The sequence below is a fragment of the Rhodococcus mengyinensis genome (assembly GCF_048381435.1).
Classification (GTDB): domain Bacteria; phylum Actinomycetota; class Actinomycetes; order Mycobacteriales; family Mycobacteriaceae; genus Rhodococcus_F; species Rhodococcus_F opacus_D.
The window spans coordinates 1-24,651 of the sequence record NZ_JBLWIT010000146.1 but is presented as its reverse complement, the minus strand read 5'-3'; the positions used below and the strand labels follow the sequence as shown (position 1 = coordinate 24,651).

The window sequence follows — 24,651 nt, the reverse complement described above, 5'->3', positions numbered from 1 at the left end:
CCATAGTCCTCATACTCAGTGCCATCCGACTCGGATGCCTATCTCACTCGGGTCACAATCCGAGTCGGGTATTGACCCCAGTCGGATAGTGATTCAGACTGGGGTTTCCCCGGATGAAGAGGAGACCGCCATGACAGGCGATCGGATTCGACTGAAGGCTTTTTTGGAACAGAGCGAGGAATTTCTCGAGAGTGCGCGCACCCAGTTTCCGGATGCTGCGAAACTCACCATCCCAGACGTCCTGATGCAGGAGCCCCGTCCGCTTACGCCGGTGTGGATCGATAACCCAGACTCGCCCACGCGAGAAGAACGCAGGCAAATCGAAGATGACTTCTTCGGACCGAATGGAGTCGCACACTTCGCCTACGCCGGGGAGCGGTCGAAGAAGACCGATCGACATCAACTTTTCGCGCTCGCCGAACAACTGAATGGCAGATTGCCGCTCGCACACGCTGTTGACCACCCGATGGAGCAACACCCACAAGCTCGCATGAGATTCGGTCCCAGCGACGGCACCTTGAAGATCTACAACCTTCCGATTCCTCTCGAGGTCGACAAGTACCGGGAAGTCGCTGAAAGCAAGGAGTTGTTCGCCGCGCACAACGACGGGCTCGGCTATGCGGGTGCAGTCTCAGCCGCGATGCTCGTACTCGACTCTGCACCGGCATGGGGTGGATACACCTGCTTCCAGCAGTTCATCCGACTCGCCATAGCCCTAGCTAACTCTGACGCGAGGGCTTTTCGCGCCCTGTTCACCCCGGACGCAATCGTTGCTGTCCGCCCGCGGGGCAAGGGCGCGATCCGCGTCGCGTCACCAGTCCTCTATGTCAATGACCATGGACATCCACAGACGTTCTTCCGCATCGGTTCGGGCGAGTACCAAATCAGCTGGCGAAAGGATCTCCCCGCCCTGAACCAAGCTCGAGAGTTGCTTGTGAGGGTCGCGCAGCCTTTCGCGCCATCATCAACCTTTGTGCACATGATGCATCCGGGCCAGGGGGTACTAATCCGAAATCCCCAGGTAATTCACTCCCGGACTGCCTTCGAGGACGACGTCTACGGTACGCAACGCGTACTCGCTCGCAAGTGGTTTGTGGCGTCCGCCGCTGACTCCGCCTACAAACACGTCCCGGGGATGAACGTCCATCCCCGGTACTCACGGCTCTACCCCGAGTACTTTGCTCCCGAGTACCTGTCCGGAGAGTGGCATTTCGATCAATCAGCTGGTCGCAACGTGCGGATCGGGTAACGCCAACCGCCAGGGGAGACTCGAGTGTCACACGGGGTGTCCGATCGAGCGGAACGCCTTCGGCGAGGCCGCGCACGTGCGCGATGGCAGTGGACCCAGGTGAGGTTTCGACAGGCACGCACCCGATTAACACCTCGGCTGCCCGCAAGCCGAACGCCTAGCACCGGATGACGATCCTGCAGCGGGCGGCCGCGGGTGGGTGTTGTTCTTCAGTGGGTGTTGTTCTTCAGTCAGCATTGCGACCGTGATCGCGCGGCTGTCGATTGATGTGTCGGCCGTGACCTCGTTTGTGCCACTTCGGGCTCCGACGAAGGATTGCGTCACAATGCCGCTGCTCGAGTAGCCGAGAACCTCGTCACTGCCGATGCGTCGCCGTCGGGCGTGAGGCGCATCGGCAGTCCGGGGCCGTCTCCGGCTTTGTTGGAGTCCACGGAGGTCAGGTCGATCTGCAGAAGGCACGAGCCCGAAATCGGCACGGCGCCGTCTGTCGTGCGGTAGTTCTAAAGCTGCGCGCGATGTCGCGAGCAGCTGAAAATCGTCTGATCCTCGTTCAGCGACCAGAACGAATCCGCGCACACTCCGGTACAGGCCCAGTCCTTCCGTTAGAGGACCTCCTGGAACGACGAAGCCCCCACCCTCGAGGGGAATGGGGGAGTTCGTTGTGTGCGTGCGCTTTGCGGCGTGACCGTGAACAGTTTGCGGTCGGGGTCGAAGATGCGGCGTTCGATGTCATAGAGGGGACGTGTCATATCCACAGTTGATCACCGCTTTTCGCGAGATCCGAGATGCAATTGTCTTCATGGGCTGCACCGTACGAGCCGGGCCCGAGCCAGTAGCGGCACAGCCCATCACGCCCGCGCTACCGTTCAACGTATGGGGACGACATTTCACGGGCCGGTCCCTGGCCGCACATCACCCGCGCCATTCGAGTGAGGAGGCCGCGCCATGCCGCGATCGCTTACCTGGGCGAGGACGCGCCGACGCCGCTTCCGCTGCGGGCCGGCGACCTCCTCGTCGTGAACGCATCTCGGGCGGCGGTGCGCGCGCATGTGGTCTCTCTGGTCACGCTTGTGTGAAACTTACTGCGTCAGTTCGACTCACACCGGATAGGGACCCGAAGGGCCAGCGACCAATTTAATGGATCGGCCCTTCTCTAGTTTCCGTACCAACGCGGCACGGGCCAATCCGGTGCGACGCCGAGGTCAGTCCATCGGGTACCTGGTACCACCGAGTTCAGAAACTTCTTCAACGCCGCTGTGGCGCTGAGGTTCGCGATGGCTTCCTCGTCGACCACCTCACGCACCGGCCACTGCGGAACGCTGATCTTGACAGCGATCTCGTCACCGGGTCGTTCGAAGGTCGTCTGTGTCGCGGCCGCGACGATCTCGACGTTGACGCTGTGCGTCTCGGCTTCGTCGAGACGATACGGAGTGCGGTGGTGAAGTCCTGGACGGAGCATCACAAGTAATTGATGCGGGTTCAGGGGATACAACGCCACGGCGCTGAGCCCAACGCCCGCGTTGATATCTCGGGTGAAGGGAGGTCCAGCCAGAAGAACAACCGGGTCATCACAGGTGACGATCGGTGTCGCAGTGCGACAAACCGCCCACTCGCGGTCATAGAGTCCTGTCGCTGCAACATTGCGGACGTCTTTGATCATCAGATCGAGCGCCTCATGTTGCGGGTCGGCCTGCCGTTTGCGCATCGACTCCTCGATGTCCTCGGAACTCAGGCCTGATTGCTTCAGGTACTCGCGTTTCGCCGAGTCCGGGCCGGTGATGAGGGCGAGTGTTCGCTCACGGTACCGGGTCTCCGACATCGACGAGTTCATCGACACCCTCAACCGCGTCGCCGCGGGCGGCTCGGCCATCGACCCCAGCGTGGTGAGCCGGATGGTCGCCAGGCCGCACCGCGACAGCCGCCCTATCGACACGCTGTCGACCCGTGAACGCGAGGTCCTCGGCCTCATGGCCGAAGGCCGATCGGGACCGCGGCCAGCGACTGTGCCGCCGCCGGCGCCTTGTGCAGCACGACGTCATGGGCATCGTCGGCGCGGAGGTGGCGATGCCGCTGGGCGAGCCGTGGCGGATCGGCAAGCGGCCCTCGCGGACGGGATGGCCGTCGTGATGACCTCCCACAACCCGCAGCACGCGTTCACCTGCGCCACCACCGAAATCATCGCCCCTGACCATCGTTTCGACCGGGTCGACGTGCGCGTCGTCAAAGACCGCAGCGCGCCGCTGAGGGACGTTGCGACCTTTCACGGCGGCAATGCACACCGAGTTATATGCCGGTGACCCCTGTTCCGACTCCTGCGGGTTCCGGATCTGCACCGGGACCCGCATCAAACGCCGATGGTCTTCTACCGCATCGTTGGCCAGGTCGTCCAGGTAGCGCTCGAGCATGAGTCGGTCGATGCCTGTGACGTCGCCGGTGGGGTAAGTGAGGAACCGGGTGCAACGGGTCACCGTTTGAGATGTCGCCGTTGGTATGGGTTGAGCTGCGTCCGATGCTCAACCGCCAGCGGACGAACCGTCTGGAGTTCGAGAGTCCTCCGCACCGATAATCAGCTGGGCGACCACGGTGACCTGCCGACGGCATTCGCCGAGCGCCTCCGGGAGAGACCCTGGCGGCGTCAAGCCGGTCGCTGAGGGGCCGATCGAGGCAGCTCCACATCCGGAGGGTATCGAAAGTCAGGTCTGCCCAACCGGTGTGACACGCAACGTCGATACTGCCCGCGGCTGCGCACTCGTCCGCACGGAAGCGTCCGCCTGGCCCTGCGACCGGCACCTTCGCTGAAAGTTCACCGTAGAGCTTGCCGATGACCAGGACCTGCCGGCGGAGGCTCCCCTCGGTTGATGCCCCGCGGGATACCGATGGGGATGCCGTGGCGTTTCTTCTCACTGCTACAGGGTCGAGGGGTCCCCGACATCGATCCGGGCCGCCGGTTGGCCGCAGCACGATTCGGCCGACCTTCGATGGCCATGAACATCGGTCGAAACGCGGTCGTTGTTGCGCTCCCCAGTAGTCCTCGCCGCCACCTTCAACACCCACCTCGGCGATCTACCGAACTTCCCGTTCACCACCGATGACGGGCTCATCGTCACCCGCACCAACCGCTCGACGAACGTCCGGCGAAGGCTAACCACCAACCATCCGGACCGCGATCCACAGCCTTCCCTTCCCCGAGCACGGCATCACTGATGATCGACGCTGAGGACCGCGTCGATCAAGAACTGGGCGTTCCTTCACCGAATGTCCCGGCCTGCCCGCAATGTCGATACTGTGCCCGCGCCGGGACAGCACACCGACAGATGTACGTCGCCGACCCATTCCCTCCCCCACTGCCTTGATCTACTCGACCGCAACATCGTCTTCGGTCACGTCAGGCACGTGGGGTGGGCTTCGCTTCCCGGGTCGGCGAGAAAGCCTCAGCGGAGATCCCGGCCGGTTCATCCGTGAGCATCGGCGCGACCGCGAAGCGACTGTGCGCTTCAACGATGGCGTCGACTTCGTTGATCCCGTCGGCTGCCCGACGCTTCAGGATGTCTGACGTGGGTACGCAGGTTGGATTAGCCGAACTCAGCCAGCCCTTGGCCCGCTCGATCGAGTCGACGCTCGCCCAATCATGCGTGTGCGGGCGACCCCTGCAGGGTTACCGGTATCGGCGGTTCGATTCGCCGTCGATCAAGCGGTAGACGACGTACAGGGAGAACCACGTGATGAGCACAGCCGCGAGAACCAGCAACACCTCGAAAACGATGACCACCGTCACATTCTAGAGCGCTGGGCGGCGGTGATACGTGGGAGGCACCGTCTGGGGCACGAAGCACGGCAGCATCGGTTCTCCGGCGTGTGAACGGTGGTGTGGGCGGGTGGGTGTTCGGCTCGTTGCAGGGCGGGAGCATATCGATTGCCAGGATGCCGCGCTGGCGACATGTTTCGATCCTCACCGGGTCGCATCCCCAAACGCGGACGAGCGGGATGGTGGGGAGCACGGTGGAACGGCAACGCGGCCAGTGCCGAGAAAGCGGGCACCACTCCAGCGTACCGATCTCGTCGAAGTGTGCGGTCAGACCGCCGCAGTAGAGGTTTCGCCAGGTGCCGAGACGATCAGCAATCGGCAGGTGCTCCGCCGCCCTCCTCGCAACAGGCGATTCCTCCCATGCATGGAGGCTTGCGCCTCAGTCCGACTGCCGGGACCTACCACCGTTCGCCCAATTGGTTGGTTACCGCGGTTTACCGTTACGATGTTCGAGTTCCTGTCAGGCTCACGGGTTTTGGAATCTGGTGTCCGCCGGTTCATCCTAATCGGCATGGTGCTGCTGCTGTTCCGGCCCTTCGCGTACTCCCTGTTTCGCCCCGAGAGAACATCTACCTCCGCAGCGGCTCGTCGGCCACCGCCTCGACCCCCACCTGCTCGGTCTCCACAAGCGACGCCGACGCGACCAGGAGCAGGCCTCCGACGGATACCGCTGCCGGGGCGCCCCCTCACGCGCATGTGCTCCGGAAGACGCGGTGACACAAGGGCACCGGCTGACTCGGCGACCGACTGTCGGTCGTCTCAACTCAGCGACCGGCTGCTGGTGGCGCGGTGTTGGTGTGTGTGTGGGGGGACGAGGACCACCGGGCGGCGGCCGTGGTGGATCAGGTGCGAGGACCGTTCGCCGACTCGGATACCAGTGGCTATGCGCGGGTGCGCGAACGCCAGGTGGACGATCGAGCGTGACGACTCGACGGCCCGGCGGGTTCCCGGACGGTGGCGGTACGGCGGCCGGGTGATCTGGTCGCGGGGGTGGGGAGACGGCGGGCGGGCGATGTCGTTTTCCGGGGTGGACGATCCGGCACGGATCGGGTGAGGCTCATCGAGAGGTTGGCCGCCAGGATGTGATAAATCTGTGGCCGGACGAGGCCGGGTGGCCGCAGGACATCGGTGTGGTGGCCCTGCTCGAGGTGACCTCGTCGACACGGGGCGGTTCCTGCTCGGGGTTGTCCGGACGTCGGAGGACCCGCTAGGTGATGGGCCCTGTCAGCAGGCTGACCGCGCCGTCAACCACCAGGAGGGCGCCGCCCCAATCCACATCATCGCGTTCATGGCTTCCTGCTGGGCCGTGATTCGCGCGCCGGGGTATGCCCTCGGGTTGCGGATCAGCGGTTCGGTCGGGACACGAGACTCGCGAGGCCTATCGAGGGCTGTCTCCCCCGTCGATGGTGGCCCGCCGGAAGCACGCAGGATGTCGGTCTGGCTCGACGCCCGCCACTGCACCCATCCCCCCAGTGGGCGCCACCGACGACGGGCGTTTGCTGCAGCATGATCTCGCTCATCAGGATGTGTCGGGCGGTCACACACCCTCACGACGCCGCGGGAGATTCCAGGCCTCCGACTCGCACCGGCTGATCGGCACGAGGCGTCGCCCGTCACTTCTCCTCACACGTCCCGTCGGCGAGGCGCGAACCGGAGTTTCCGTCGCCGTAATGTTCCCGCCGAGCAGCCGCAACAGGGCGGGTGCACGATAACCGCATGCCCCACTCCAACCCGGTTGCCGCGTGGAAAACCCTCCGCCAGGGTAACGAGCGCTTCGTCAGCGGAGTCTCGATCCACCCCGGTCAGGGAATCGCCGACCGCGCGCAGCTCGACGCCGAGCAACACCTCACCGCGGTGGTGTTCGGATGCGGAGACTCACGTGTCGCCGCGGAAATCATCTTCGACCAGGGACTCGGTGACATGTTCGTCGTCCGCACGGCCGGCCACGTCCTCGACGACGCCGTGCTCGGTTCCATCGAATACGCGGTGCAGATCCTCGACGCGCCCTTGATCGTCGTGCTGGGTCATGACGGTTGCGGCGCCGTGAAGTCCACGCTGGACGCGCTGGACAAGGGCAAGGTTCCGGACGGCTTCATCCGCAGCATCGTCGAACGGGTGGCGCCGTCGATCATGGTGGGTCGCAAAGAGGGCCTCACCACCGTCGACGAACTCGAAGGCCGCCACGTCGTGGAGACCGGGGCTCTCCTGATGCAGCGTTCGCGCATCATCGCCGATCGCGTCGGAAGTGGTGCCTGCGCTATTGCCGGCGTCACCTACAAACTGTCCGACGGCCGGATGCACCTGCAGGGAGGGGTCGGAGACATCGGCGAGCTCCGCGACTGACGCGACACACCGAGCCCGCTGATCCGCTGATCCACCGGTCCATCCGGAGACCTGACGCGGTGAACGGAACGCACGGGCAGATCGCGAACCGGCCGATCTCCGCGGCCCCCGAGGTCACCGCGAAGGAGACCCGGAAGGTCCTCGCCAGGCCGGCGAGCATTGCGACTCGATCGATTCCCACGTGCCGACGCATCGGGACACCTCGTGCCCGCTGCGGTGATCGCCCGGGCGCACGCACGACGACGATCGAGTAGCTCACTTCTGCGGCTGTGGCCCCCTCTCGGCCACCTGACGGACCGCCGCCGCGACCGCCGGCGCGACAGTGGCGTCGAACACGCTCGGCACGATGTAGGTGGCATTGAGCTCCGGCGGCGACACCCTGTCGGCGATCGCGCCGGCCGCGGCGATCAGCATCTCGTCGGTGATGTCGACCGCGTGCGCGTCGAGCAGACCGCGGAACACCCCGGGGAAGGCGAGGACGTTGTTGATCTGGTTCGGAAAGTCGGACCGGCCGGTGGCCACCACGGCGGCATGTTCACCGGCGACGACGGGATCGACCTCCGGGACCGGATTGGCGAGTGCGAACACGATCGAGTCGTCGGCCATCGCCGCGATGTCCTTACCCGTGAGAATGTTCGGCGCGGAGACCCCGATGAACACGTCCGCCCCGACCAGCGCGTCCCGCAGTGATCCCGTCCGAGCCTCCGGATTGGTGTGCTCGGCGATCCAGGTACGAAATTCGTCGGCGGTGTCGTCCGGGGACAGAATTCCCTTCCGCCCGCAACCGATGATGTTCGTGCCGCCCTGGGCGACGAGCAACCGGATGACGGCGTGCCCGGCGGCGCCGACACCCGAGACCACGATCCGAGCCCGGTCGAGCGTCTTGCCGACCACGCGCAGCGCGTTGGTCAGGGCGGCCAGGACCACGATCGCGGTGCCGTGCTGGTCGTCGTGGAACACCGGAATGTCCAACATGTCGCGGAGCCGGGCCTCGATCTCGAAACACCGTGGCGCGGAGATGTCTTCGAGGTTGATCCCGCCGTAGACGGGTGCCAGGGCGCGGACGATCTCGACGATGGCATCCGGGTCCTGGGTGTCCAGGCACACCGGCCAGGCGTCCACACCACCGAATTGTTTGAACAGTGCCGCCTTGCCCTCCATCACCGGGATCGACGCCGCGGCACCGATGTTGCCCAATCCCAGGACTGCGGACCCGTCGGTGACCACGGCGACGGTGTTGCGTTTGATCGTCAACCGGCGCACGTCCTCGGGGTGTTCGGCGATCGCGGTGCACACCCGGGCGACGCCGGGGGTGTAGGCGCGGGAGAGGTCGTCGCGGTGTGTCAGCAGAACCGTCGGGTTCACCTCGAGTTTGCCGCCCAGATGCAGCAGGAAGGTGCGGTCGCTGACCTTGCCGACGGTCACCCCGGGCACCTCGGCGATGGCGGTCGCGATCTGGTCGGCGTGCGCGACGTCCGAGGCGTCGCAGGTGAGGTCGATGACCATGTGGTCGGGGTGGCTCTCGGCCACATCGAGCGCCGTCATCGCGCCCTTCACCGACGCGATGGCTGCCGCCAACGTGGACGTGGTGCCGACGCCGACCGGTGCGTGGACGCGGACGGTGATCGAATAGCCGGGGCTGGGACTGGGCATGGGAACTCCTGATCGAGTGACGAGCAGCAGGCGCCCACAGGGGGCGTGACCCGATCGGCCCGCACGGCCGGCGCTTCCGCCGCAACATCTTCAGTCTGCGCGGCCAGCGCCGATCCGGACAAGAGGAGTTCGGCTGATTCCGCGCCCGAAACGCTGCCCCGCGTCCCCGGGCCGCGGAGCAGGATGGAAGACACACCGGCGACCAACCACCAGGCGCGAACACAGAACACGGTGATTGGTTACCGCGAGTTAACCCCTCGTCCGGGAACACGCCACGGCGAAAGTGTCCGCGGGTCCGGGGCCGTGCTCCGCCGGGACCTGGCATAGCTGTCTCCCCGGCGTTGTCGCCGGCACTGGTGGGCGCGGTGGCCCATCGAGGGGTCGTGCTGGGCCTCGCTGGCGCGCGGTGACACCGCGGCCTTGCGCGGCCGGGCGGCGGTCTGCGGGGGACCTGTGGGCGACTTCGCGGGTCTGCTCCGGATCGGCCGATCGACCCCCGCGCTGGCCGATCGGTGGTGGGGCACCTACCTTTCCAGCCCACACGGGCCGGCGGTGTCGGTCGGGTCGGTGGGGTTGTTTCTGAAGGCGTAGGCGGCGAGGGTGGCGGCGCCCGCGGCGATCCAGAGGGCGCCGAACCCGAGCACCCGGTATGTCGCCGCGCCGGCGGCCGCCCCCACCGCGACCGCAGCCCAGAGCTGTAGGTATCGAACCCATCGATGGGGTCCCCGGCCGAAGAGTCGATCGGTCAGGGACCGCGCCGCGTCGGCGAGCAGGCCGCCGGTCTCGAGCAGGGTGGCTTCGGCTCCCATGGCCAGGGCGAGGGCGAATCCGATCAGGGGTGCGGTGGTGGTGACCGCGTGGAGGCCGCCGGCCGCCGCGAGGAGGCCCGCCGCGAGCAGCAGTACCCGTGGTACCGGCTGGCGTGGCCACTTCTGCCCGACCACCGCGGCCAGGACGACACCGACGACGAACCCGGCAAGGATGGCCCCGGTCAGGCCCACGACGAACCACGAACTGCTGCCGAGGGCGACGCCGGCTCGGGTAGTGGTGGCTTCGATCGAGGAGACGAAGAACCCGCCGAGCAGGACGAACCCGAAGGCGTCGACGAATCCGAGGTGCATCGCGACGATCGTCTCCACCGGTCGCCGTGACCGCGGTCGCGCTGTCATCTCTGCATCGGTTGTGCTCATCGGCTCTCTCACCACCGGTAGGTTGCCGGCATCGGGCAGGGTGGGGATCGTGGACCAGCGCGGTCGGTCCGGTCCTCTCCCCTCGGTGGCGAGGCGCCTGCCGCGACCGTTTTACGGGCGCCCGGGTTTCGGGATGCGGGGCCGGAAGGGGCTCTGCAGCGCGAATTCTAGCAAATTGCTAAGATTCGCAAGTAATGCAACCTGCCGGAGTTGGAGGTTGCAGGCGAGGCCGCAGACCCGGCGACGCGGCGAGCGCGACACGCACCTCGCCGCCGCTGGCTCGACCCGGACGACAGGAGGAGCCATGACCGCGAACTCGCGCCAACCGCTGTATCAGATGAAGGCGGACTTCTTCAAAACGTTGGGGCACCCGGCGCGCATCCGGGTCCTCGAGCTTCTCAGCGAACGCGAACACGCCGTGTCCGAGATGTTGCCCGAGGTGGGAATCGAGCCGGCGAACCTGTCCCAGCAGCTATCGATCCTCCGGCGCGCCGGTCTGGTCACCGCCCGCCGTGAGGGCCTGTCGGTGTCCTACGCGCTGACCTCCCCCCGCATCGCCGAACTCCTGCGGGTGGCGCGGGGGATCTTGACGGGGGTGGTGGCCGGGCAGGCCGAGGTGCTCGAGGACGTTTCCGAATCTCCTGCCTTGGTGGGTGAAACCGGGGGCTGACGGGGGCTCACCAAGGCAGGAATCCCCCATTGCATGGGTTGGTTGCGAATTTTCTTAAGTGCGTACATTGTGCGATCGGGTGGCGTGGGAGATGTCGCTCTCGACCGGAAAACGAGAAAAGAGAAGTGGGCGGTGACGAACAATCACGACGGTGGTGCCAGTGGTCCGTCCGACGGCGGTCCGGTCTTGACGGGAATCAGCGTGGCCGTCGTCGCGGTGTCCACCACCGGCTCGCGCACGGCCGGGTCGGCGCGGACCCGGCCGCCGTGGGTCGCGATGGAGGACTATGCGGCACTCATCCGGGCGAACACCCCGATGCGCGCGCTGCGCCTTCCGGTGACCACGGGCGACCCGCACGTGCTGACCGAGCGCATCCTGGGACTCCCGACGGGGGTGTCCGCGGTGTTCGTGGTCGGGGTGGGGCACCGGGAGTCCGCGGCGGTAGCGCGTGCGGTGACCGGGCGCGGCGGGCCCGTGGTCCTCACCGAACTGGACGTGCTGACGGCGGCGGTGGCGGCCGCGGCGATCACCACCCTGCGCCGCCGCGGCGTGCCGCCGCGCGCCGGCCGGGTCGTGATCACCGGCGCGTCGTGGGCGCCGTTGCTGGCTCCAGTGTTGATCGCCTCCGGGGTCGGGGATCTGAGCAGCTGGCATGAGCGTGATGCCGAGGCGTTCCCGCTGCGCCGGGTGATGGACCACAACGATGTCCTGGTCGATCTCGCCGGCTGCGCCCCCGACGGTGCGGCAGTCGGTCGCACGGTGACGGTCCCGGCCGACGGCTTCGCCTATGGTGCGCTGGTGCTGCCGGGGCTGCTCGCCGCGCTGTGTGGACACGAGGTGCGGACCGTGACGGTCGAGGTGGTGGCCGCATGTGTGCGGGCGTTGGCGCTGATCACCCCCGCCGATCGGATGCTGCCGTCTCTCGGTGACCGGCTGCTGGTGTCCGCGGTCGCCCGCCACGTGAGCCGGGCCCTCGGCCATCCCGTCCCGTATCGCGATCCACATCGGTGATCGAACGCACCGCACCGCACGCAGCACATTCTGTCGGATTCTTGTGAGGAGAACACCCGTGAGCACCCCCACCGCCCCCGGCGCTGCCGGCGCCGGCACTGCCCCGACCGCGCATCCCGCCGTCGTGTCCTGGGTCGACGAGATCGCCGACCTCACGGCACCGGACGAGGTGGTGTGGTGCGACGGCAGCGCCGGCGAGTGGGACCGGCTGACCACACAATTGGTGGACAAGGGCACCTTCGTGCGACTGGAGCGCAAACCGAACTCCTTCTGGTGCGCCTCCGACCCCGAGGACGTTGCCCGGGTCGAGGACCGCACCTTCATCTGCTCCCGGTTCCAGGCGGACGCGGGTCCGACGAACAACTGGATGGACCCGGTCGACATGAAGACGGTGATGACCGAGCATTACCGCGGCGCGATGGCCGGGCGCACGATGTACGTCATCGCGTTCTGCATGGGACCCCTCGATGCGGCCGAGCCGAAGTTCGGGGTCCAGATCACCGATTCGGAGTACGTGGCGGTGTCGATGCAGATCATGACCCGCTCCGGCACCCCGGTCTGGGACAGGCTCACCGCGGGCACCGAATTCGTCCGATGCCTGCACTCGGTCGGCGCCCCGCTGTACCCGGGTCAGGTGGACGTGCCGTGGCCGTGCGATCACACCAAATACATCTCCCACTTCCCCGAGGAGCGCACCATCTGGAGTTACGGCTCCGGCTACGGCGGCAACGCCCTGCTCGGCAAGAAGTGCTACGCGCTGCGGATCGCGTCGAAGATGGGCAAGGACGAGGGCTGGCTCGCCGAGCACATGCTCATCCTCAAACTCACCTCACCCGAGCAGCGAGTGCACTACATCGCGGCGGCGTTCCCGTCGGCCTGCGGCAAGACCAACCTGGCCATGCTCGACCCCACCCTCGACGGGTGGACCGCCGAGACCATCGGCGACGACATCGCCTGGCTGCGGTTCGGTGACGACGGCCGGCTCTATGCGGTCAACCCGGAGGCCGGGTTCTTCGGCGTCGCCCCCGGCACCGGCGTCCACACCAACCCGCACGCGATGGCCACCATCGAGCGGGGCAACTCGATCTTCACCAACGTCGCCCTCACCGACGACGGCGACATCTGGTGGGAAGGGCTGACGGACACGCCGCCGGCGCATCTGACGGACTGGAAACGGCGGGACTGGACCCCGGCCTCCGGAGAGCCTGCCGCGCACCCGAACTCGCGGTATTGCACCCCGATCACCCAGTGCCCGACCGTTGCCCCCGAATGGGACGATCCGGCCGGGGTGCCGATCTCGGCGATCCTCTTCGGCGGCCGCCGCGCCACCACCATCCCACTGGTCACCGAATCGCGCAGCTGGCAGCACGGGGTGTTCCTGGCTTCGACCCTGTCGTCGGAAACCACCGCCGCCGCGGCCGGGCAGGTCGGCGTCGTGCGCCGCGACCCGATGGCGATGCTGCCGTTCCTCGGCTACCACGTCGGGGACTACTTCCAGCACTGGCTCGACATCGGCACCCGGACGAACGCCGAGTTGCTGCCGAAGATCTTCTACGTCAACTGGTTCCGCCGCGGCGATGACGACGAATTCCTCTGGCCAGGCTTCGGGGAGAACTCCCGGATCCTCGAGTGGGCGCTGCGGCGGATCGAGGGCACCGCCGACGCCGAGGCGACCCCGATCGGCCTGGTGCCCACCCCGGGCGCCCTCGACCTGACGGGCCTGAAGTTCGATCACACCAAGATCGCCGCCGCCCTGAAGGTCGACACGACCGAATGGGTAGCCGAGACCCGGTTGATCGACGAGTGGTACGCGAGGATCGGCGGCAACACGCTGCCCGACGTCCTGCGCCAAGAACTCGGGGCCCTCAAGCTCCGCCTGGCCGAGCTCGAACTCGGCGACGCCCTCCACCGCAGGGGAACTCACGCCACCTCCGGTGAGAAGGATTCGCGCTGGTCACGACCGCGGTTCTGACCCGGGACGCGCAACGCTCGGGCAGCACGGATCAGTTCGAGACCGTGCCGGGTTCCGAGCGGTGAGGCCGTCCGGTCCCGGCCGAGACCAGCGTCCGGTGCCCACACCCGGGGCAGCGGTCGTCGCCGGCCCGCAGCGCCGACACCCGGCACCACCGTCCGCAGTCGGTGCAATGCAGAATCCGCCCCCCCCCCGCAGGACGGTGATCGGGGTTACCCGCATCACTCAACTTTCCATGATGGTTACTTGCTAACATTAGCAACTATAGAGGAGATGGCCTGCTGGCCGTCACTACCGAGGAACGTCGATGACCGAACCCACCACCACCGGCCCGGCCGACGCGGCCGAGAGCACCCTCGTGCGGGCGGCGCGGTCGGTGGCCGCGCTGCTGCCGCGCTGGGGTGAGTGGAAACCCGCGGCTGGTGCCCCGGGCGCAGATTTGCTCGCCGGGCTGATCGTCGCGCTGGTGGCGCTGCCGCTGGCGTTGGGGTTCGGGATCAGTTCCGGTCTCGGCGCCGCCGCCGGCCTGACCACCGCCGTCATTGCCGGGGCGGTGGCGGCCGTGTTCGGCGGGTCCCGGTTCCAGGTGTCGGGCCCGACCGGGGCGATGACCGTGGTGCTGGTGCCGATCGTCGGTCAGTACGGGCCGACCGGGGTCCTCGCGGTCGGGCTGATCGCCGGAATGGTGCTGGTCGTCCTCGCGTTCGCCGGGGTGGGCCGGGCCGTGCGGTACATGCCGGCCCCGGTGATCGAGGGATTCACCGCCGGCATCGCCGTCGTCATCGCGTTGCAGCAGTTTCCCGCCGCGCTGGGCATCACCGGCGCCGCCGGGGAGAAGGTGTGGCAGAGCGCCGCCGACGCCGTCCGCCAGTTCGCCCAGGACCCCTCCCTGCTGACCCCGGCGACCGCACTGGCGGTGGCCGCGGTCATCCTCCTCGGCGGCCGCTACCTCCCCCGCGTCCCCTTCTCCCTGATTGCGGTCGCCGCCACCACCCTGATCGCGCAACTCTTTCACCTCGACATCGCCCGGATCGGCACCATTCCGGCCGGGTTCGCCGCACCCACCCTGAGTTTCCTGCACCTCGGCGAGCTGACCTCACTGATCGCCCCCGCCCTCGCGGTCGGCGCGCTGGCGGCACTCGAGTCACTGCTGTCGGCGACCGCCGCCGACTCGATGGCCGTGGGAGCCCGCCACAACCCGGACCGGGAACTGTTCGGGCAGGGGCTCGCGAACATCGCCGCCCCGCTGTTCGGCGGTGTCCCGGCGACCGGGGCGATCGCCCGCACCGCCGTCAACGTGCGCTCCGGCGCCCGCACCCGGCTCGCCGCCCTCACCCACGCGCTCATCCTCGCGGCGATCGTGTATTCGGCGGCCGGGCTCGTCGCGCAGATCCCGCTCGCCGCCCTGGCGGGGGTGCTGCTGGCGACCACGGTGCGGATGGTCGAGACCGCCTCGATCCTGGCCATCACCCGAGCCACCCGCGCCGACACGATCGTCATGGTCGCCACCTTCCTGGTCACCGTCGTCTTCGACCTGGTCACCGCGGTCGCCGTCGGGGTCGGGTTCGCCGCCGTCCTCGCGCTCCGCGCGGTCGCGAAATCCGCCCGCCTCGAACAGGTCCCGCTCGAAACCGACGACCACCTCGCCGAGGAACACGACCTGCTCCGCGAGCACATCGTCGCGTACCGGATCGACGGCGCCCTGTTCTTCGCCGCCGCGCACCGGTTCCTACTCGAACTCGCCGACGTCTCCGACGTCAAGGTGGTGATCCTGCGGATGTCGCGGATCACCGCCATCGACGCCACCGGCGCGATCGTCCTCAAGGACGTCATCACCAAGCTCGAGCACCGGCACATCACCGTCCTGATCTCCGGAGCCAAACCCGAACACCTCCGCCCCCTGACCGCGCTCGGGGTGTTCACCACCACCGACAGCGAAGACCGGCACCTCTTCGACACCACCCCGCTTGCCATCGCCTACGCCCGCATGCTCGTCCTACCCGAACACCACTACACCCCCACCACGAACGAGGACCGATGACCGAGAACCCCGCAGCCACTCCCACCCCCACGCCCACCGCGCGGCAACGCCTCGGCTACGTCCTGGGCAGGACCCTGCCCGCCGAGTTCCACGGCTGGGTCGTGGGCGACACCACCGGGCCCGGCGCCACCCGCCGCTACGCCACCCGCTGCCTGATCCCGCTGATCCCGATCCTGGTCGGGCTCCTGCTCATCCCCGGCCCCTGGATCATCCGTACCGGGATGGTGCTGCTGCTGTTCCTGCCGTTCGTGTACTTCCTCCTCGCCCTGAAGAACATCTACCTCCGCCACCGCCTGGTCAGTCACGGCCTCGACCCCCGCCTCCTCAACGCCACCAAACAACGCCGACTCGACCAGGAGCAGGCCTCCTACGAATCCCGCTACCGATCCGCCCCCTGAACCCGCAAACAACCGGGGCGCACCCCAGATCCTGGGGTCCACCCCAGTTCACTACCAAACGATTAATTGCTAATCTTCGTAAGTAGAAAAAATGGAATGGACGATGAACTGGGCGGGGTATGCGCGCCTCCCGGATCGAGCGACGCGGAACCGGGGCTCGGCGAAACCAGCCAGGCTGGATCGGCACGCATTGTGGGTGGTGGCGCCCCATATCCGTCCGGCGGTGCGCCCGATCACCGGCCACGCCCGCGAGGGAGGAACGTCATGCCACATTTCCGATACGTCGGCACCCACGAGAGAATCCATCTCGGTGCTGCGACCCGGATGATCAACTACGGCGACATCGTCGCGGCGCGAACCAATCCCGACCCGCGCTACTTCGAGCTGGTGGAACCGGACCAGATCACCGAACGGCTGAGCCGCCGATCCGTGGGAGCGCCGGAACGCGAATAAGTCCGCACGCCTGAAACTCGGGCCGATAGCCTTCTCCCTCGCATCACCGTGCCCGACCCTCGCCCCCCGGGCGTCGCCGACGGGGCGACACCGGAACGGAACCACCACCCATGCTCGTCGAGATCACCGACCGCAGCGACCCGCCAACCTCGACACAGAAACAGGACCCACCCGATGACGACCCGCACCATCCACGCCGCCGATCTGCAGTGGAACTCACTCGCCCTCTGGATTCTCGAGTGGGAGGGCGTCGACAACCCCGAACCGACCCTGAGCGAGTGGAGCACCGAACTCGCCGCCGCGGCCACCGGGATCGACCGCCGAATCAGCTGGAACCCCACCCAGAACACCGCCACCGCCCCCGAGGACGTCGACCTGCCCCAGATCGAACACACCCTCCGCGGCGCCGTACGCCGCCTCGCCCACGGATGACCCCATCCCGGCCACAACGGGACGGACTCGCGGCGTCCGAGTCGCGGCGCGAGTGACCGGACCTCGCTGTGGCATCTCACTCAGCGCCCGCCGATGTGTTCGGGGACCAGGACCACCGGACGGCGGCCATGGTGGATCAGATGCGAGGACACCGACTCCCCCACCACCCGCTCGAGGACGGACACCAGCCCTCCCCGTGAGCTGCCGATGATGATCATCAGGGCGTCATTCGCGTCGGCGATCGACGCCAACAGGTGCGCCGGGTTGCCCTCATGGGAGTAGTAACTCCAGTTCCCGGGCAGCGCTGCGAGCATGGTGCACGCCTCCGTCCGGTCCCGCTCGACCGTCTCGACGATGCGCCGTTCCCAATCGTCCCGGTCCGGCTCGACCGGAAAATCGTCGAGGTCGACGACGTGGGCGACATGCAGATACGCACGGAGCGGGACCCCGAGGCCCATGGCGAAGGACAGCGCCCGATGGCTGGCGGGATACCGGTCGAACCCCACCACCAGATGGCACACCGGCGCGGTCGCGGCTGCGGGCCCGTCCACCCGCACCGGTTTCCGCCAGTCCCGCACGCCGTCCCGGTCGGAAGGCTTCTTCTCGATCACCTGCTCCTCCTCACCGCCGCGGCGCCCAGCGCGCTCGCCGCACCGGCAGAGGTACGTCCGGTGCTCGATCGGCGGTACGGTCCTCGACTCCCACGGTGCTGAAGGTGGTGTACCCACAACAGCACCCGACACCCACGATCAGCCGGATCACCGCGGAACGTCGTGCACACACGGGCCCGGTCACGAAACCCACCAAGGCGCCACCCGATCAGGAGCGGCCCTCGCCCACGGCGACGACGAGCCCCGCCGGTGACCGATCATCGCGTCGACGATCCGCAGGCACCCCCGGCGCTGCCCGCACGCGCAATCCACCGAACACCGGCGAAGCGACTCTGCCCCGGACCAGCGATATTGCCGGCAATGCCTGGCAATTCGACGTCATCGATTAAGACGCCGGGCGCGCCGACCGTGGTGGCGACCAGGCAGGCCGGTACGACGGCGCACACGCTCCCGCGGTCCGACAACGGTGCCCGTCAAGGTGGGTGTGTTTCCTCGTGAGTTCGGGGACCGGCCTAGCGGGTGACCTTGTCCTCTGTTCCACCACCCGCGGTGAGGTGAGTGTTGAAGTGGTCGGGCACGTCGAGGGAGGACACCGCCATGACCACGACAGCACCGGATTCGGTGCTCTCCGCAGCCGAGTGCATTCACTTGCTGCGGTCGGTTCCGGTCGGTCGAATGGTCTTCACCGAGAACGCGGCGCCGGCGCTGCGTCCGGTGACCTTCGCCGCCGTCGGGGGCGAAGTCGTCATCCCCACCGACGACGAGTCGTTCGCACGGTTCGACGGGGAGTTTCTCGCCTTCGAAGCGGGAGACATCGATCTGATCACCCGAATCGGGTGGAGTGTCACTGCCATGGGCCACGCCACGTACGTGTCCTTCGCCGATTCCGTGGCCAGATTCCACGACCGGAACGCGGTCCCGTGGTCGATTCATCCCGGGGACCGGCATCTCATCATCGACATGGAATACGTGTCGGGCCGACGCGTCACGCTGATGCGGCGTCACGGTGACAACCGATGATGGTGTGGGACCAGACGCCGGAAACCCGAACCGGATTGATCAGACTGGCAAGGGGTACCGGTCGCCCCGCTGGGGCGCGCTGAATCAGCAAGCACCATCAGGGCATTCGGGCGCACCCCCTGACCTCCGAGTCGGCCCCTGCGCACACCGCTCGTGCCGTCACCACGGGATGCCGTTCTACAGCACATCCCGGCGCACCTCCCCGGTCCGCAGTCGAAAGAGTCGGTAGCTGTTGTCGACCTAACGGATTTCGGTCACAGATCCCTGGGAATCGTCATTTCAGTAAACAGGACCCGAAAGGTGCTGGCACAGTCGAACCATGGCGCTTCGTCGGCGGTCGGCCATCACTACGTGGCCCCTTGTGAGTCCATCGGTCGCGATGGCGGTGCTCGCCGTCACCTGGGGACGCGACCTCGGACCCGTGCTGGTGCTCGCGGTGGCGCTGGCGCTGATCGGCGCGGTCCTGGCGGCGGTCCATCATGCCGACGTGGTCGCCCGCCGGGTCGGCGAGCCGTTCGGGTCCCTGATCCTCGCCATCGCGGTCACGGTCATCCAGGTGGGGCTGATCGTGGTCCTGATGATCTCCGGTGGCCCCCCGACGGCGTCCCTCGCACGAGACACCGTCTTCGCCGCCGTGATGATCGCCCTCAACGGCATCGTCGGGCTCTCCCTGCTCGCCGGCGCAGGGCGCCATGGGGTTGCGCTGTTCAACGCCAAGGGTACCGGCGCCGCCCTCGCAACCATCGTCTCGCTCATCACCCTTGCCCTGGTGCTGCCCACGTTCACCAGCAGCCCAACCCAGGACCGAATTCCCTTCGACCCAAATTGCTTTCGCTGCGGTGCCCCCCGGCCGTCACGGAGGACCCGCCCATCGAGATCGGACAGAGTCCCCGACAACCGACGGCCGCGATGGCCGGGCTGAGCGTGACCTTGCTGAAGGTGGCGTTGGGGGTTCGGGCCATTTTCGTCTCCGGCAACACTATTCGGTCTGTTTGGGATGTCCTGTGCCAGCGTACTTCAGCCACAAGGTGCGGTGCTCGATGTCCATCACGTACCAGATTCGGCCACCTGCGGTGACCTCGTACTGCCACTGCTCCATCTCAACACCGTTGTGCACCCCGGTCGCGAGCTTGCCCTTCAACCGGTGATGGCGTGTGGTCGACTCCTGCGCGACCGCGCGGCGTCGCATCCCCTCGTACGCCACCAATGTGTTCGCCGGCGCCTGCCGGCACAGCTCGTCCCACCCCTTTGCCGCATCGCTCGTTGCGAACCGCAGGTCCCACAACTCTCCGGCCACCGGCGGCGCGACTCGCTCGCCCCGCTTCGGACTCACAGCTCCGGCACCGGCACAGCACCGAAGTTACCCTCGGACGGCGTCGACAGGATCCGAGCCAACTCCGGATCCGCATACACCTCCGCCGTGTGGCGCCACGTCGCGATCGTGCGGGCCGGCGGAGCCGGATTATCCAGCGACGAACCCGCCCGCAGCGACGCGATCAGCTCGTCGACGAAGTCGGCGACCTCCTCACCCGAGAGGTAGCTCACCCACGGGAACGCCGCCGCGACGACCTTGCGCACCAGATCACGGTCATCCGAGTGCAGCAGGGCGTCGACCATCGCCGTCGCCGCCGCGAGCACCTCGCGTTCCTGATCCGCCCGCGCCGCCGTCATCAACACCAGATCCTCATCGTCGCGGCGCGTCACCCGCAGCGGCCGCGCTCCCGACCGCTGCCATTCCGACAGTGTCGCCTTCCCCTTGTTCTGGATATCCGAGAACGGCACCTCACCCACAGACATAACTTTCAATGTACTTTCAAAGTGTTGGGTCGGCAAGGTGGCGATGACGAGGCACCGACCACCACGTCGGCGCAACCCGACAATGGGCGGACCCGAGTCCCGCCGAGTCTGACTTGATGGATCTGCAACTCGTGGACGAGCTCAGAGTGTGTAGCGGAGGTCGCCGCAACCATCGGATGAACGCTCCGATTCTTCTAGTCTTACTGTCTGCCAATCACACTCGATCTCACCCAGGAAGGTGAACCAGTCTTTGAGGTCATGAGCATGAGCCTTGATCGTGTTCGGCGACCGCTCGATATCGGCCAGGTACCGCAGATAGCGTTCAGCCGGCGCCACGACACCGTTTTTCGTCGAGCAGAGTAAATGACACCGCGTCACTCGACGGATCCAATACTCGCATCACTCGCATCACATCTCCCACCGTCTTCGTCATGGACGACAGCGACGGTAGCCCGTCCTTGACGCAGCATGGGCCACCGAAACATCACGTGGGCTACGTGAAAGACAGCAGCGGAGCGACTAAAGATATCGACCGTTTGTGTGGGGGGATCTGACCGGTCGGCCATCTCCGCGCAGACCCGCCATTGTTCGAGCGCCGGGGCAGGGCGAGAGAATCCTACCGCCGACGCTCACCGCAGTTCCCGCGCGATCGCTCGGGCCGCGCGGCGAGCCTGCTTCGCCGCGAACCCGATCTGCGACGGCCTGGGCACGAACCCGATGAAACGCAACCTCTCGGCGGCCGGCTTTTCACCGGTGGCGTGCGGCCAACCTCGCTCGTCCAGTACGCCGAGGTGCCCGACCAGCTTTTCGAGTTCTTGGCGGAACCCCGTCGCGCAGACCATCGCCTCCGGGTCGATTCGCATCCCGTCCACCAGCCACACGCTGTCCGCGTCGAGTGACTCGACTCCGCGAACGACCTCGATGGACCTGTCTCGGATCGCGGCGATGAGCTCCTTGTCGACGATCGCCGGTGCCACGCCGAGGCGGGCGCTGCGGGCGAAGATCCCCTCGTCGGGGATCGGTAATCCGAACTCGCGCAGGTCGCCGATGCTCCTCTTCCGGCCGAACCGAGCGATTGCGTCCGCGATAGGGACCGGGGCATGGTAGAGCGGCGTTGCGATGAAGTCTCCCGGTATGCCACCAGGTCCCTGGCGGAGCATGATGTTCGGCGGCGTGCGAGCCGAAAGCCAGACCTTTGCCGCGCCTCCGGTGGCGAGGTCGTAGGCAATTTCCATGCCCGAGCAGCCCGCTCCCACCACGAGGACCCGTTTCCCGTTGTACGGCGAGGGATTCCGGTACTGCGAGGAATGAACCAGTGCACCCCGCCAGTCCCCGCGTCCGGGCCAGTCCGGGACGAAGGGCTCATGATCGAAGCCGGTCGCGACCACCACCTCGGCAGCGTCGACCGAACCGGCAGCGGTGGTCAACCGCCAGCGCCCGTCAGTTCGGTCGAGCCGTTCCACCGGGCAGCCCAGGCGCAGTTCGATCCCGTCCGCGCGTGCGTGCCGCTCGAGATGCTCGATCACCTGTTCCCGCGTGGGAAAGGTCGGTGTGCCCTGCTTGTAGGGGCGGTTCGGCAGATGGGAGAATTGCCTGCCGGTGTTCAGTCGCAGCCGGTCATAACGAGAGTGCCACGACGAACCGACTTGGTCGGCTCGGTCGATCAGCAACGGGTTGATGCCACGGTCGGCGAGGGCCACCGCCGCCGCGACCCCGGAGGTGCCGGCACCGACGATTGCGACTTGATGCTCGCTCATCGTGTGCTCCTTGGGTGTTGTCTTGTTTCATGCGGTTTCGGCGACAATGACGCTCATCGTGCCGGTGAGCGAGCGATGGTCGCGGTAGCGCCAGCCAGTGTCCTGCAGCCAGGCGATGCCTTCGTCGACGCTGTAGACGTCGCCGTGTTCGAGGTGGACCGCGAATTCGCCCGCCATCAGGGCGGCCGCGACCGGCTGGGTGTGGGTGGGGTCGGTCCAGAACTCGGCAATCAGCAGCGTGGCGCCGGGTGCGGCGACGTCGCGAATGCGGTGTAGCAGCGCACGATTCTGCTCCGGTGACCAGTAATGCGCCAGGTTCGCGACCAGGAAGGCGTCGTATCCGGCGGGCAGCGGGTCGGCCCCTGCGTCGCCGGCGCATACGTCGATTCGCCCCTCCAGCCCGACCGACGCGATGCGGTCCTGCGCGGTCTGGGCAACCGCCGGCAGCTCGAACACGGTCGCGCTCAGTTGCGGGCAGTGGCGCGCCACCGCGATGGACCAGGAGCCGGTGCCGCCGCCGATGTCGAGGAGTCGACGATTGCCGGACAGATCGACCGTGTCCGGCAGGGCGAGCGAGGGGCCGGCCGAAAACGCCTCGATACCGATCGAGGCGATGGGTTGCAGGGCGGCTTCGAGGTCGAAGATCTGGTGTTTCGGCCCGCGGGCTAGTGCGTCGGCCAGATCTTCCCACGCCGGGAAGCTGATCTTGTCCCAGAACCGCAGCAGCGGACGCAGGTCGGCGGGCGATCCGCCGGCGAGGAACGCGGCCGCCGTCTCGGTATTGACGTACTGTTCGCCTCGGCGTTCGAGCATACCCAGCGCGACCATGGCGTCGGCGCTGATCCGGGTGGCTCGGGCAGTAAGCCCGGTGCGGGCGGCCAGGCCACGCAGGTCGGTGGGGCCCTCGCCCAACGCCTCGAACAAACCGAGTTCGCTGGCGGCGAAGAGGTGTTTGGCGGCCATGAACCCGGACGCCAGCTGCATGATCGGCTCCGGGTTAGGCAGGTCGTGGTCGGTTTCGGCGGAGGTATGGGCTGTCATCGTCATGAAACCAGCGTCGTTGTTGTCGGTTCTGCGTCATATCCCTGAATCCTGGGGAATTCACCCAGATTTCTGGGGTAGGCAGCCCTAACCTGCTGCGATACACTTCGGACATGGCGCAGAGCTTGCTGCCACGCGTCCGCGATCAAATCTCGCGTGCCGTCGCCGACCAGCTGGACTGGGTGGGGTACAGCGCGCGAATGAGCGAGGCCCTGCGCACGGTGATCCCACATGACCGCTGCTGCTGGCACACCGTCGACCCGGGCACCATCCTGTTCACCGGCAGCGTGAACCGGAACGTTGGGTGTTCCGGATCCTGGTTGGCGCACTACGAATACGAGGTCGAGGACGTCGACAAGTGGGCGTTTCTTGCGCACAGTGGCCGCCTGGCGGGTGCACTCAGTCTGGATACCCACGGAGATTTGTCCCGCAGTGCACGGCACCGTTCGCACGAGGCGTACGGAATCGGCGACGAGCTGCGGGTCTCCCTGGTGTCGGACGGGGTCTATTGGGGTGCAGCGGCATTCCTGCGCGATGCGGGCGCGCCGTGGTACACCGCCGAGCACGTCCGCGCAATCGCCGCGCTGGCGCCCGCGCTCGCTACCGGTCTGCGACGTTCGATGCTCCACGAGGTCGAGGTCGCCGTGACGACCGTGGACTACGGCCCCGGCGTGGTGGTCTTCGACGCCGCGGGCGACCCGGAATCGGTCTCACCCGCCGCGGAACGCTGGATCGACGAAATTGTCGAGGTCCCGGCGCCGTCGACGCCGTTCGAATCGAAGGTCGTGCAGGCCATCGCGGCCAGGGCGCGGGCGATCGAACCGGGCACCGATCCGCTGGAACTTGCCGCGCGCTCGCGGGTACGCACGCGATCCGGCGCCTGGCTGTTGCTGTACGGGACCAGGCTTTCCGGCGTCGAAGACGGACGCACTGCCGTCATCATCCAACCCGCGACGCCGCATGAGATCGCGCCCGTCATTGCCATGGCCTACGGACTGTCCCAACGCGAATGCCATCTCACTGCGCTGTGCGTCCAAGGGCGATCGACAAGGGAGATGGCGCACGCAATGTCGTTATCCGTCTACACAATTCAAGACCACATGAAGTCGATCTTCGACAAGACCGGGGTGCGCAGCCGCGGGGAACTGGTGGGGCAGATATTCCTCGAGCACTACGCGCCACGCTGGGAGCTTGCGGCATCCCCGCCA

At 67.0% G+C, this 24,651-nt stretch carries 21 protein-coding genes and 2 pseudogenes; 13 read left to right on the top strand and 10 right to left on the bottom strand.

Annotation, left to right across the window (positions count from 1 at the left end; genetic code table 11):
• The first annotated feature begins 130 nt into the window (after positions 1-130).
• Together ACNJ7E_RS38015 and ACNJ7E_RS38010 are read left to right on the top strand one after the other, a co-directional pair.
• The gene (locus ACNJ7E_RS38015; protein ID WP_418342259.1) at positions 131-1,249 is read left to right on the top strand and encodes a TauD/TfdA family dioxygenase; all 1,119 of its coding nucleotides are present in this window, start codon (positions 131-133) and stop codon (positions 1,247-1,249) included.
• An 873-nt stretch (positions 1,250-2,122) separates the two neighbouring features.
• Positions 2,123-2,319 (top strand): annotated as a pseudogene (locus tag ACNJ7E_RS38010) (phosphatidylserine/phosphatidylglycerophosphate/cardiolipin synthase family protein); the annotation flags it as partial.
• An 83-nt stretch (positions 2,320-2,402) separates the two neighbouring features.
• Here ACNJ7E_RS38010 and ACNJ7E_RS38005 read toward each other — a convergent pair.
• Positions 2,403-3,119: a DUF4238 domain-containing protein gene (locus ACNJ7E_RS38005; protein ID WP_143051548.1), complete on the bottom strand. Its 717-nt coding sequence runs from the start codon at positions 3,117-3,119 to the stop codon at positions 2,403-2,405.
• Positions 3,046-3,654, bottom strand: coding sequence for a hypothetical protein (locus ACNJ7E_RS38000; protein WP_174705588.1), 609 nt, complete (start codon positions 3,652-3,654; stop codon positions 3,046-3,048). Before ACNJ7E_RS38000 ends, ACNJ7E_RS38005 begins: the two co-directional genes overlap by 74 nt.
• A gap of 3,116 nt (positions 3,655-6,770) precedes the next feature.
• Here ACNJ7E_RS38000 and ACNJ7E_RS37995 point away from each other — a divergent pair.
• Positions 6,771-7,397 (top strand): carbonic anhydrase, encoded by a 627-nt coding sequence (locus tag ACNJ7E_RS37995; protein ID WP_072950302.1) that lies wholly within the window; start codon positions 6,771-6,773, stop codon positions 7,395-7,397.
• Between the two features lie 255 nt (positions 7,398-7,652).
• Here the strand turns inward: ACNJ7E_RS37995 and ACNJ7E_RS37990 are convergent, their stop codons facing one another.
• Both ACNJ7E_RS37990 and ACNJ7E_RS37985 read right to left on the bottom strand, forming a co-directional pair.
• Positions 7,653-9,050, bottom strand: coding sequence for an NAD-dependent malic enzyme (locus ACNJ7E_RS37990; protein ID WP_418342258.1), 1,398 nt, complete (start codon positions 9,048-9,050; stop codon positions 7,653-7,655).
• A 524-nt stretch (positions 9,051-9,574) separates the two neighbouring features.
• On the bottom strand, positions 9,575-10,240 hold the full coding sequence (locus ACNJ7E_RS37985) for a DUF1275 family protein (protein WP_279635376.1): 666 nt from the start codon (positions 10,238-10,240) through the stop codon (positions 9,575-9,577).
• Positions 10,241-10,544: 304 nt separating this feature from the next.
• On the opposite strand from ACNJ7E_RS37985, the gene ACNJ7E_RS37980 reads away from it, so the two are divergent.
• The 7 genes from ACNJ7E_RS37980 (at position 10,545) to ACNJ7E_RS37950 (ending at position 17,217) form a co-directional block, all read left to right on the top strand.
• Positions 10,545-10,910: an ArsR/SmtB family transcription factor gene (locus ACNJ7E_RS37980; RefSeq protein WP_007298794.1), complete on the top strand. Its 366-nt coding sequence runs from the start codon at positions 10,545-10,547 to the stop codon at positions 10,908-10,910.
• A gap of 132 nt (positions 10,911-11,042) precedes the next feature.
• On the top strand, positions 11,043-11,921 hold the full coding sequence (locus ACNJ7E_RS37975) for a hypothetical protein (RefSeq protein ID WP_072950291.1): 879 nt from the start codon (positions 11,043-11,045) through the stop codon (positions 11,919-11,921).
• Between the two features lie 58 nt (positions 11,922-11,979).
• Positions 11,980-13,893, top strand: coding sequence for a phosphoenolpyruvate carboxykinase (GTP) (locus tag ACNJ7E_RS37970; RefSeq protein WP_072950289.1), 1,914 nt, complete (start codon positions 11,980-11,982; stop codon positions 13,891-13,893).
• Positions 13,894-14,200: 307 nt separating this feature from the next.
• Positions 14,201-15,934 (top strand): SulP family inorganic anion transporter, encoded by a 1,734-nt coding sequence (locus ACNJ7E_RS37965; RefSeq protein ID WP_072950286.1) that lies wholly within the window; start codon positions 14,201-14,203, stop codon positions 15,932-15,934.
• Positions 15,931-16,332: a DUF5313 family protein gene (locus tag ACNJ7E_RS37960; protein WP_072950283.1), complete on the top strand. Its 402-nt coding sequence runs from the start codon at positions 15,931-15,933 to the stop codon at positions 16,330-16,332. Before ACNJ7E_RS37965 ends, ACNJ7E_RS37960 begins: the two co-directional genes overlap by 4 nt.
• Positions 16,333-16,596: 264 nt before the next feature.
• Complete coding sequence (locus ACNJ7E_RS37955; RefSeq protein ID WP_072950280.1) at positions 16,597-16,785, top strand: hypothetical protein; 189 nt, start codon at positions 16,597-16,599, stop codon at positions 16,783-16,785.
• Positions 16,786-16,959: 174 nt separating this feature from the next.
• Entirely contained in the window at positions 16,960-17,217 is a 258-nt protein-coding gene (locus ACNJ7E_RS37950) for a hypothetical protein (protein ID WP_007298788.1), read from the top strand.
• Between the two features lie 80 nt (positions 17,218-17,297).
• Here ACNJ7E_RS37950 and ACNJ7E_RS37945 read toward each other — a convergent pair whose 3' ends face one another.
• Positions 17,298-17,828, bottom strand: a complete 531-nt coding sequence (locus ACNJ7E_RS37945) for a universal stress protein (RefSeq protein WP_072950278.1) — start codon at positions 17,826-17,828, stop codon at positions 17,298-17,300.
• A gap of 597 nt (positions 17,829-18,425) precedes the next feature.
• Here ACNJ7E_RS37945 and ACNJ7E_RS37940 point away from each other — a divergent pair.
• On the top strand, positions 18,426-18,848 hold the full coding sequence (locus tag ACNJ7E_RS37940) for a pyridoxamine 5'-phosphate oxidase family protein (protein WP_072950274.1): 423 nt from the start codon (positions 18,426-18,428) through the stop codon (positions 18,846-18,848).
• Between the two features lie 319 nt (positions 18,849-19,167).
• A pseudogene (locus ACNJ7E_RS37935) lies at positions 19,168-19,641 on the top strand (calcium:cation antiporter); the annotation flags it as partial.
• A gap of 186 nt (positions 19,642-19,827) precedes the next feature.
• On the opposite strand, the gene ACNJ7E_RS37930 reads toward ACNJ7E_RS37935, so the two are convergent.
• The 5 genes from ACNJ7E_RS37930 to ACNJ7E_RS37910 form a co-directional block, all read right to left on the bottom strand.
• Entirely contained in the window at positions 19,828-20,181 is a 354-nt protein-coding gene (locus ACNJ7E_RS37930) for a hypothetical protein (RefSeq protein ID WP_072950270.1), read from the bottom strand.
• Positions 20,178-20,639: a hypothetical protein gene (locus ACNJ7E_RS37925; protein WP_418342266.1), complete on the bottom strand. Its 462-nt coding sequence runs from the start codon at positions 20,637-20,639 to the stop codon at positions 20,178-20,180. The genes ACNJ7E_RS37930 and ACNJ7E_RS37925 overlap by 4 nt, the downstream gene beginning before the upstream one ends.
• Positions 20,640-20,786: 147 nt before the next feature.
• Positions 20,787-20,981 (bottom strand): site-specific integrase, encoded by a 195-nt coding sequence (locus tag ACNJ7E_RS37920; RefSeq protein WP_307718331.1) that lies wholly within the window; start codon positions 20,979-20,981, stop codon positions 20,787-20,789.
• Positions 20,982-21,274: 293 nt separating this feature from the next.
• Positions 21,275-22,402 (bottom strand): flavin-containing monooxygenase, encoded by a 1,128-nt coding sequence (locus ACNJ7E_RS37915; RefSeq protein WP_072950264.1) that lies wholly within the window; start codon positions 22,400-22,402, stop codon positions 21,275-21,277.
• A gap of 27 nt (positions 22,403-22,429) precedes the next feature.
• On the bottom strand, positions 22,430-23,449 hold the full coding sequence (locus tag ACNJ7E_RS37910; protein WP_418342127.1) for a methyltransferase: 1,020 nt from the start codon (positions 23,447-23,449) through the stop codon (positions 22,430-22,432).
• 107 nt (positions 23,450-23,556) lie between these two features.
• Here ACNJ7E_RS37910 and ACNJ7E_RS37905 point away from each other — a divergent pair.
• Positions 23,557-24,651: helix-turn-helix transcriptional regulator (locus ACNJ7E_RS37905; RefSeq protein WP_418342128.1), on the top strand; the 1,095-nt coding region annotated here is incomplete at its 3' end.

Bases quoted from the DNA above. Each gene is read 5' to 3' on its own strand.
- ACNJ7E_RS38015 (WP_418342259.1), top strand. From the start codon at position 131: ATGACAGGCGATCGGATTCGACTGAAGGCTTTTTTGGAACAGAGCGAG.
- ACNJ7E_RS38005 (WP_143051548.1), bottom strand. From the start codon at position 3,119: ATGGCCGAGCCGCCCGCGGCGACGCGGTTGAGGGTGTCGATGAACTCG.
- ACNJ7E_RS38000 (WP_174705588.1), bottom strand. From the start codon at position 3,654: ATGCTCGAGCGCTACCTGGACGACCTGGCCAACGATGCGGTAGAAGAC.
- ACNJ7E_RS37995 (WP_072950302.1), top strand. From the start codon at position 6,771: ATGCCCCACTCCAACCCGGTTGCCGCGTGGAAAACCCTCCGCCAGGGT.
- ACNJ7E_RS37990 (WP_418342258.1), bottom strand. From the start codon at position 9,050: ATGCCCAGTCCCAGCCCCGGCTATTCGATCACCGTCCGCGTCCACGCA.
- ACNJ7E_RS37985 (WP_279635376.1), bottom strand. From the start codon at position 10,240: ATGAGCACAACCGATGCAGAGATGACAGCGCGACCGCGGTCACGGCGA.
- ACNJ7E_RS37980 (WP_007298794.1), top strand. From the start codon at position 10,545: ATGACCGCGAACTCGCGCCAACCGCTGTATCAGATGAAGGCGGACTTC.
- ACNJ7E_RS37965 (WP_072950286.1), top strand. From the start codon at position 14,201: ATGACCGAACCCACCACCACCGGCCCGGCCGACGCGGCCGAGAGCACC.
- ACNJ7E_RS37960 (WP_072950283.1), top strand. From the start codon at position 15,931: ATGACCGAGAACCCCGCAGCCACTCCCACCCCCACGCCCACCGCGCGG.
- ACNJ7E_RS37955 (WP_072950280.1), top strand. From the start codon at position 16,597: ATGCCACATTTCCGATACGTCGGCACCCACGAGAGAATCCATCTCGGT.
- ACNJ7E_RS37950 (WP_007298788.1), top strand. From the start codon at position 16,960: ATGACGACCCGCACCATCCACGCCGCCGATCTGCAGTGGAACTCACTC.
- ACNJ7E_RS37940 (WP_072950274.1), top strand. From the start codon at position 18,426: ATGACCACGACAGCACCGGATTCGGTGCTCTCCGCAGCCGAGTGCATT.
- ACNJ7E_RS37915 (WP_072950264.1), bottom strand. From the start codon at position 22,402: ATGAGCGAGCATCAAGTCGCAATCGTCGGTGCCGGCACCTCCGGGGTC.
- ACNJ7E_RS37910 (WP_418342127.1), bottom strand. From the start codon at position 23,449: ATGACGATGACAGCCCATACCTCCGCCGAAACCGACCACGACCTGCCT.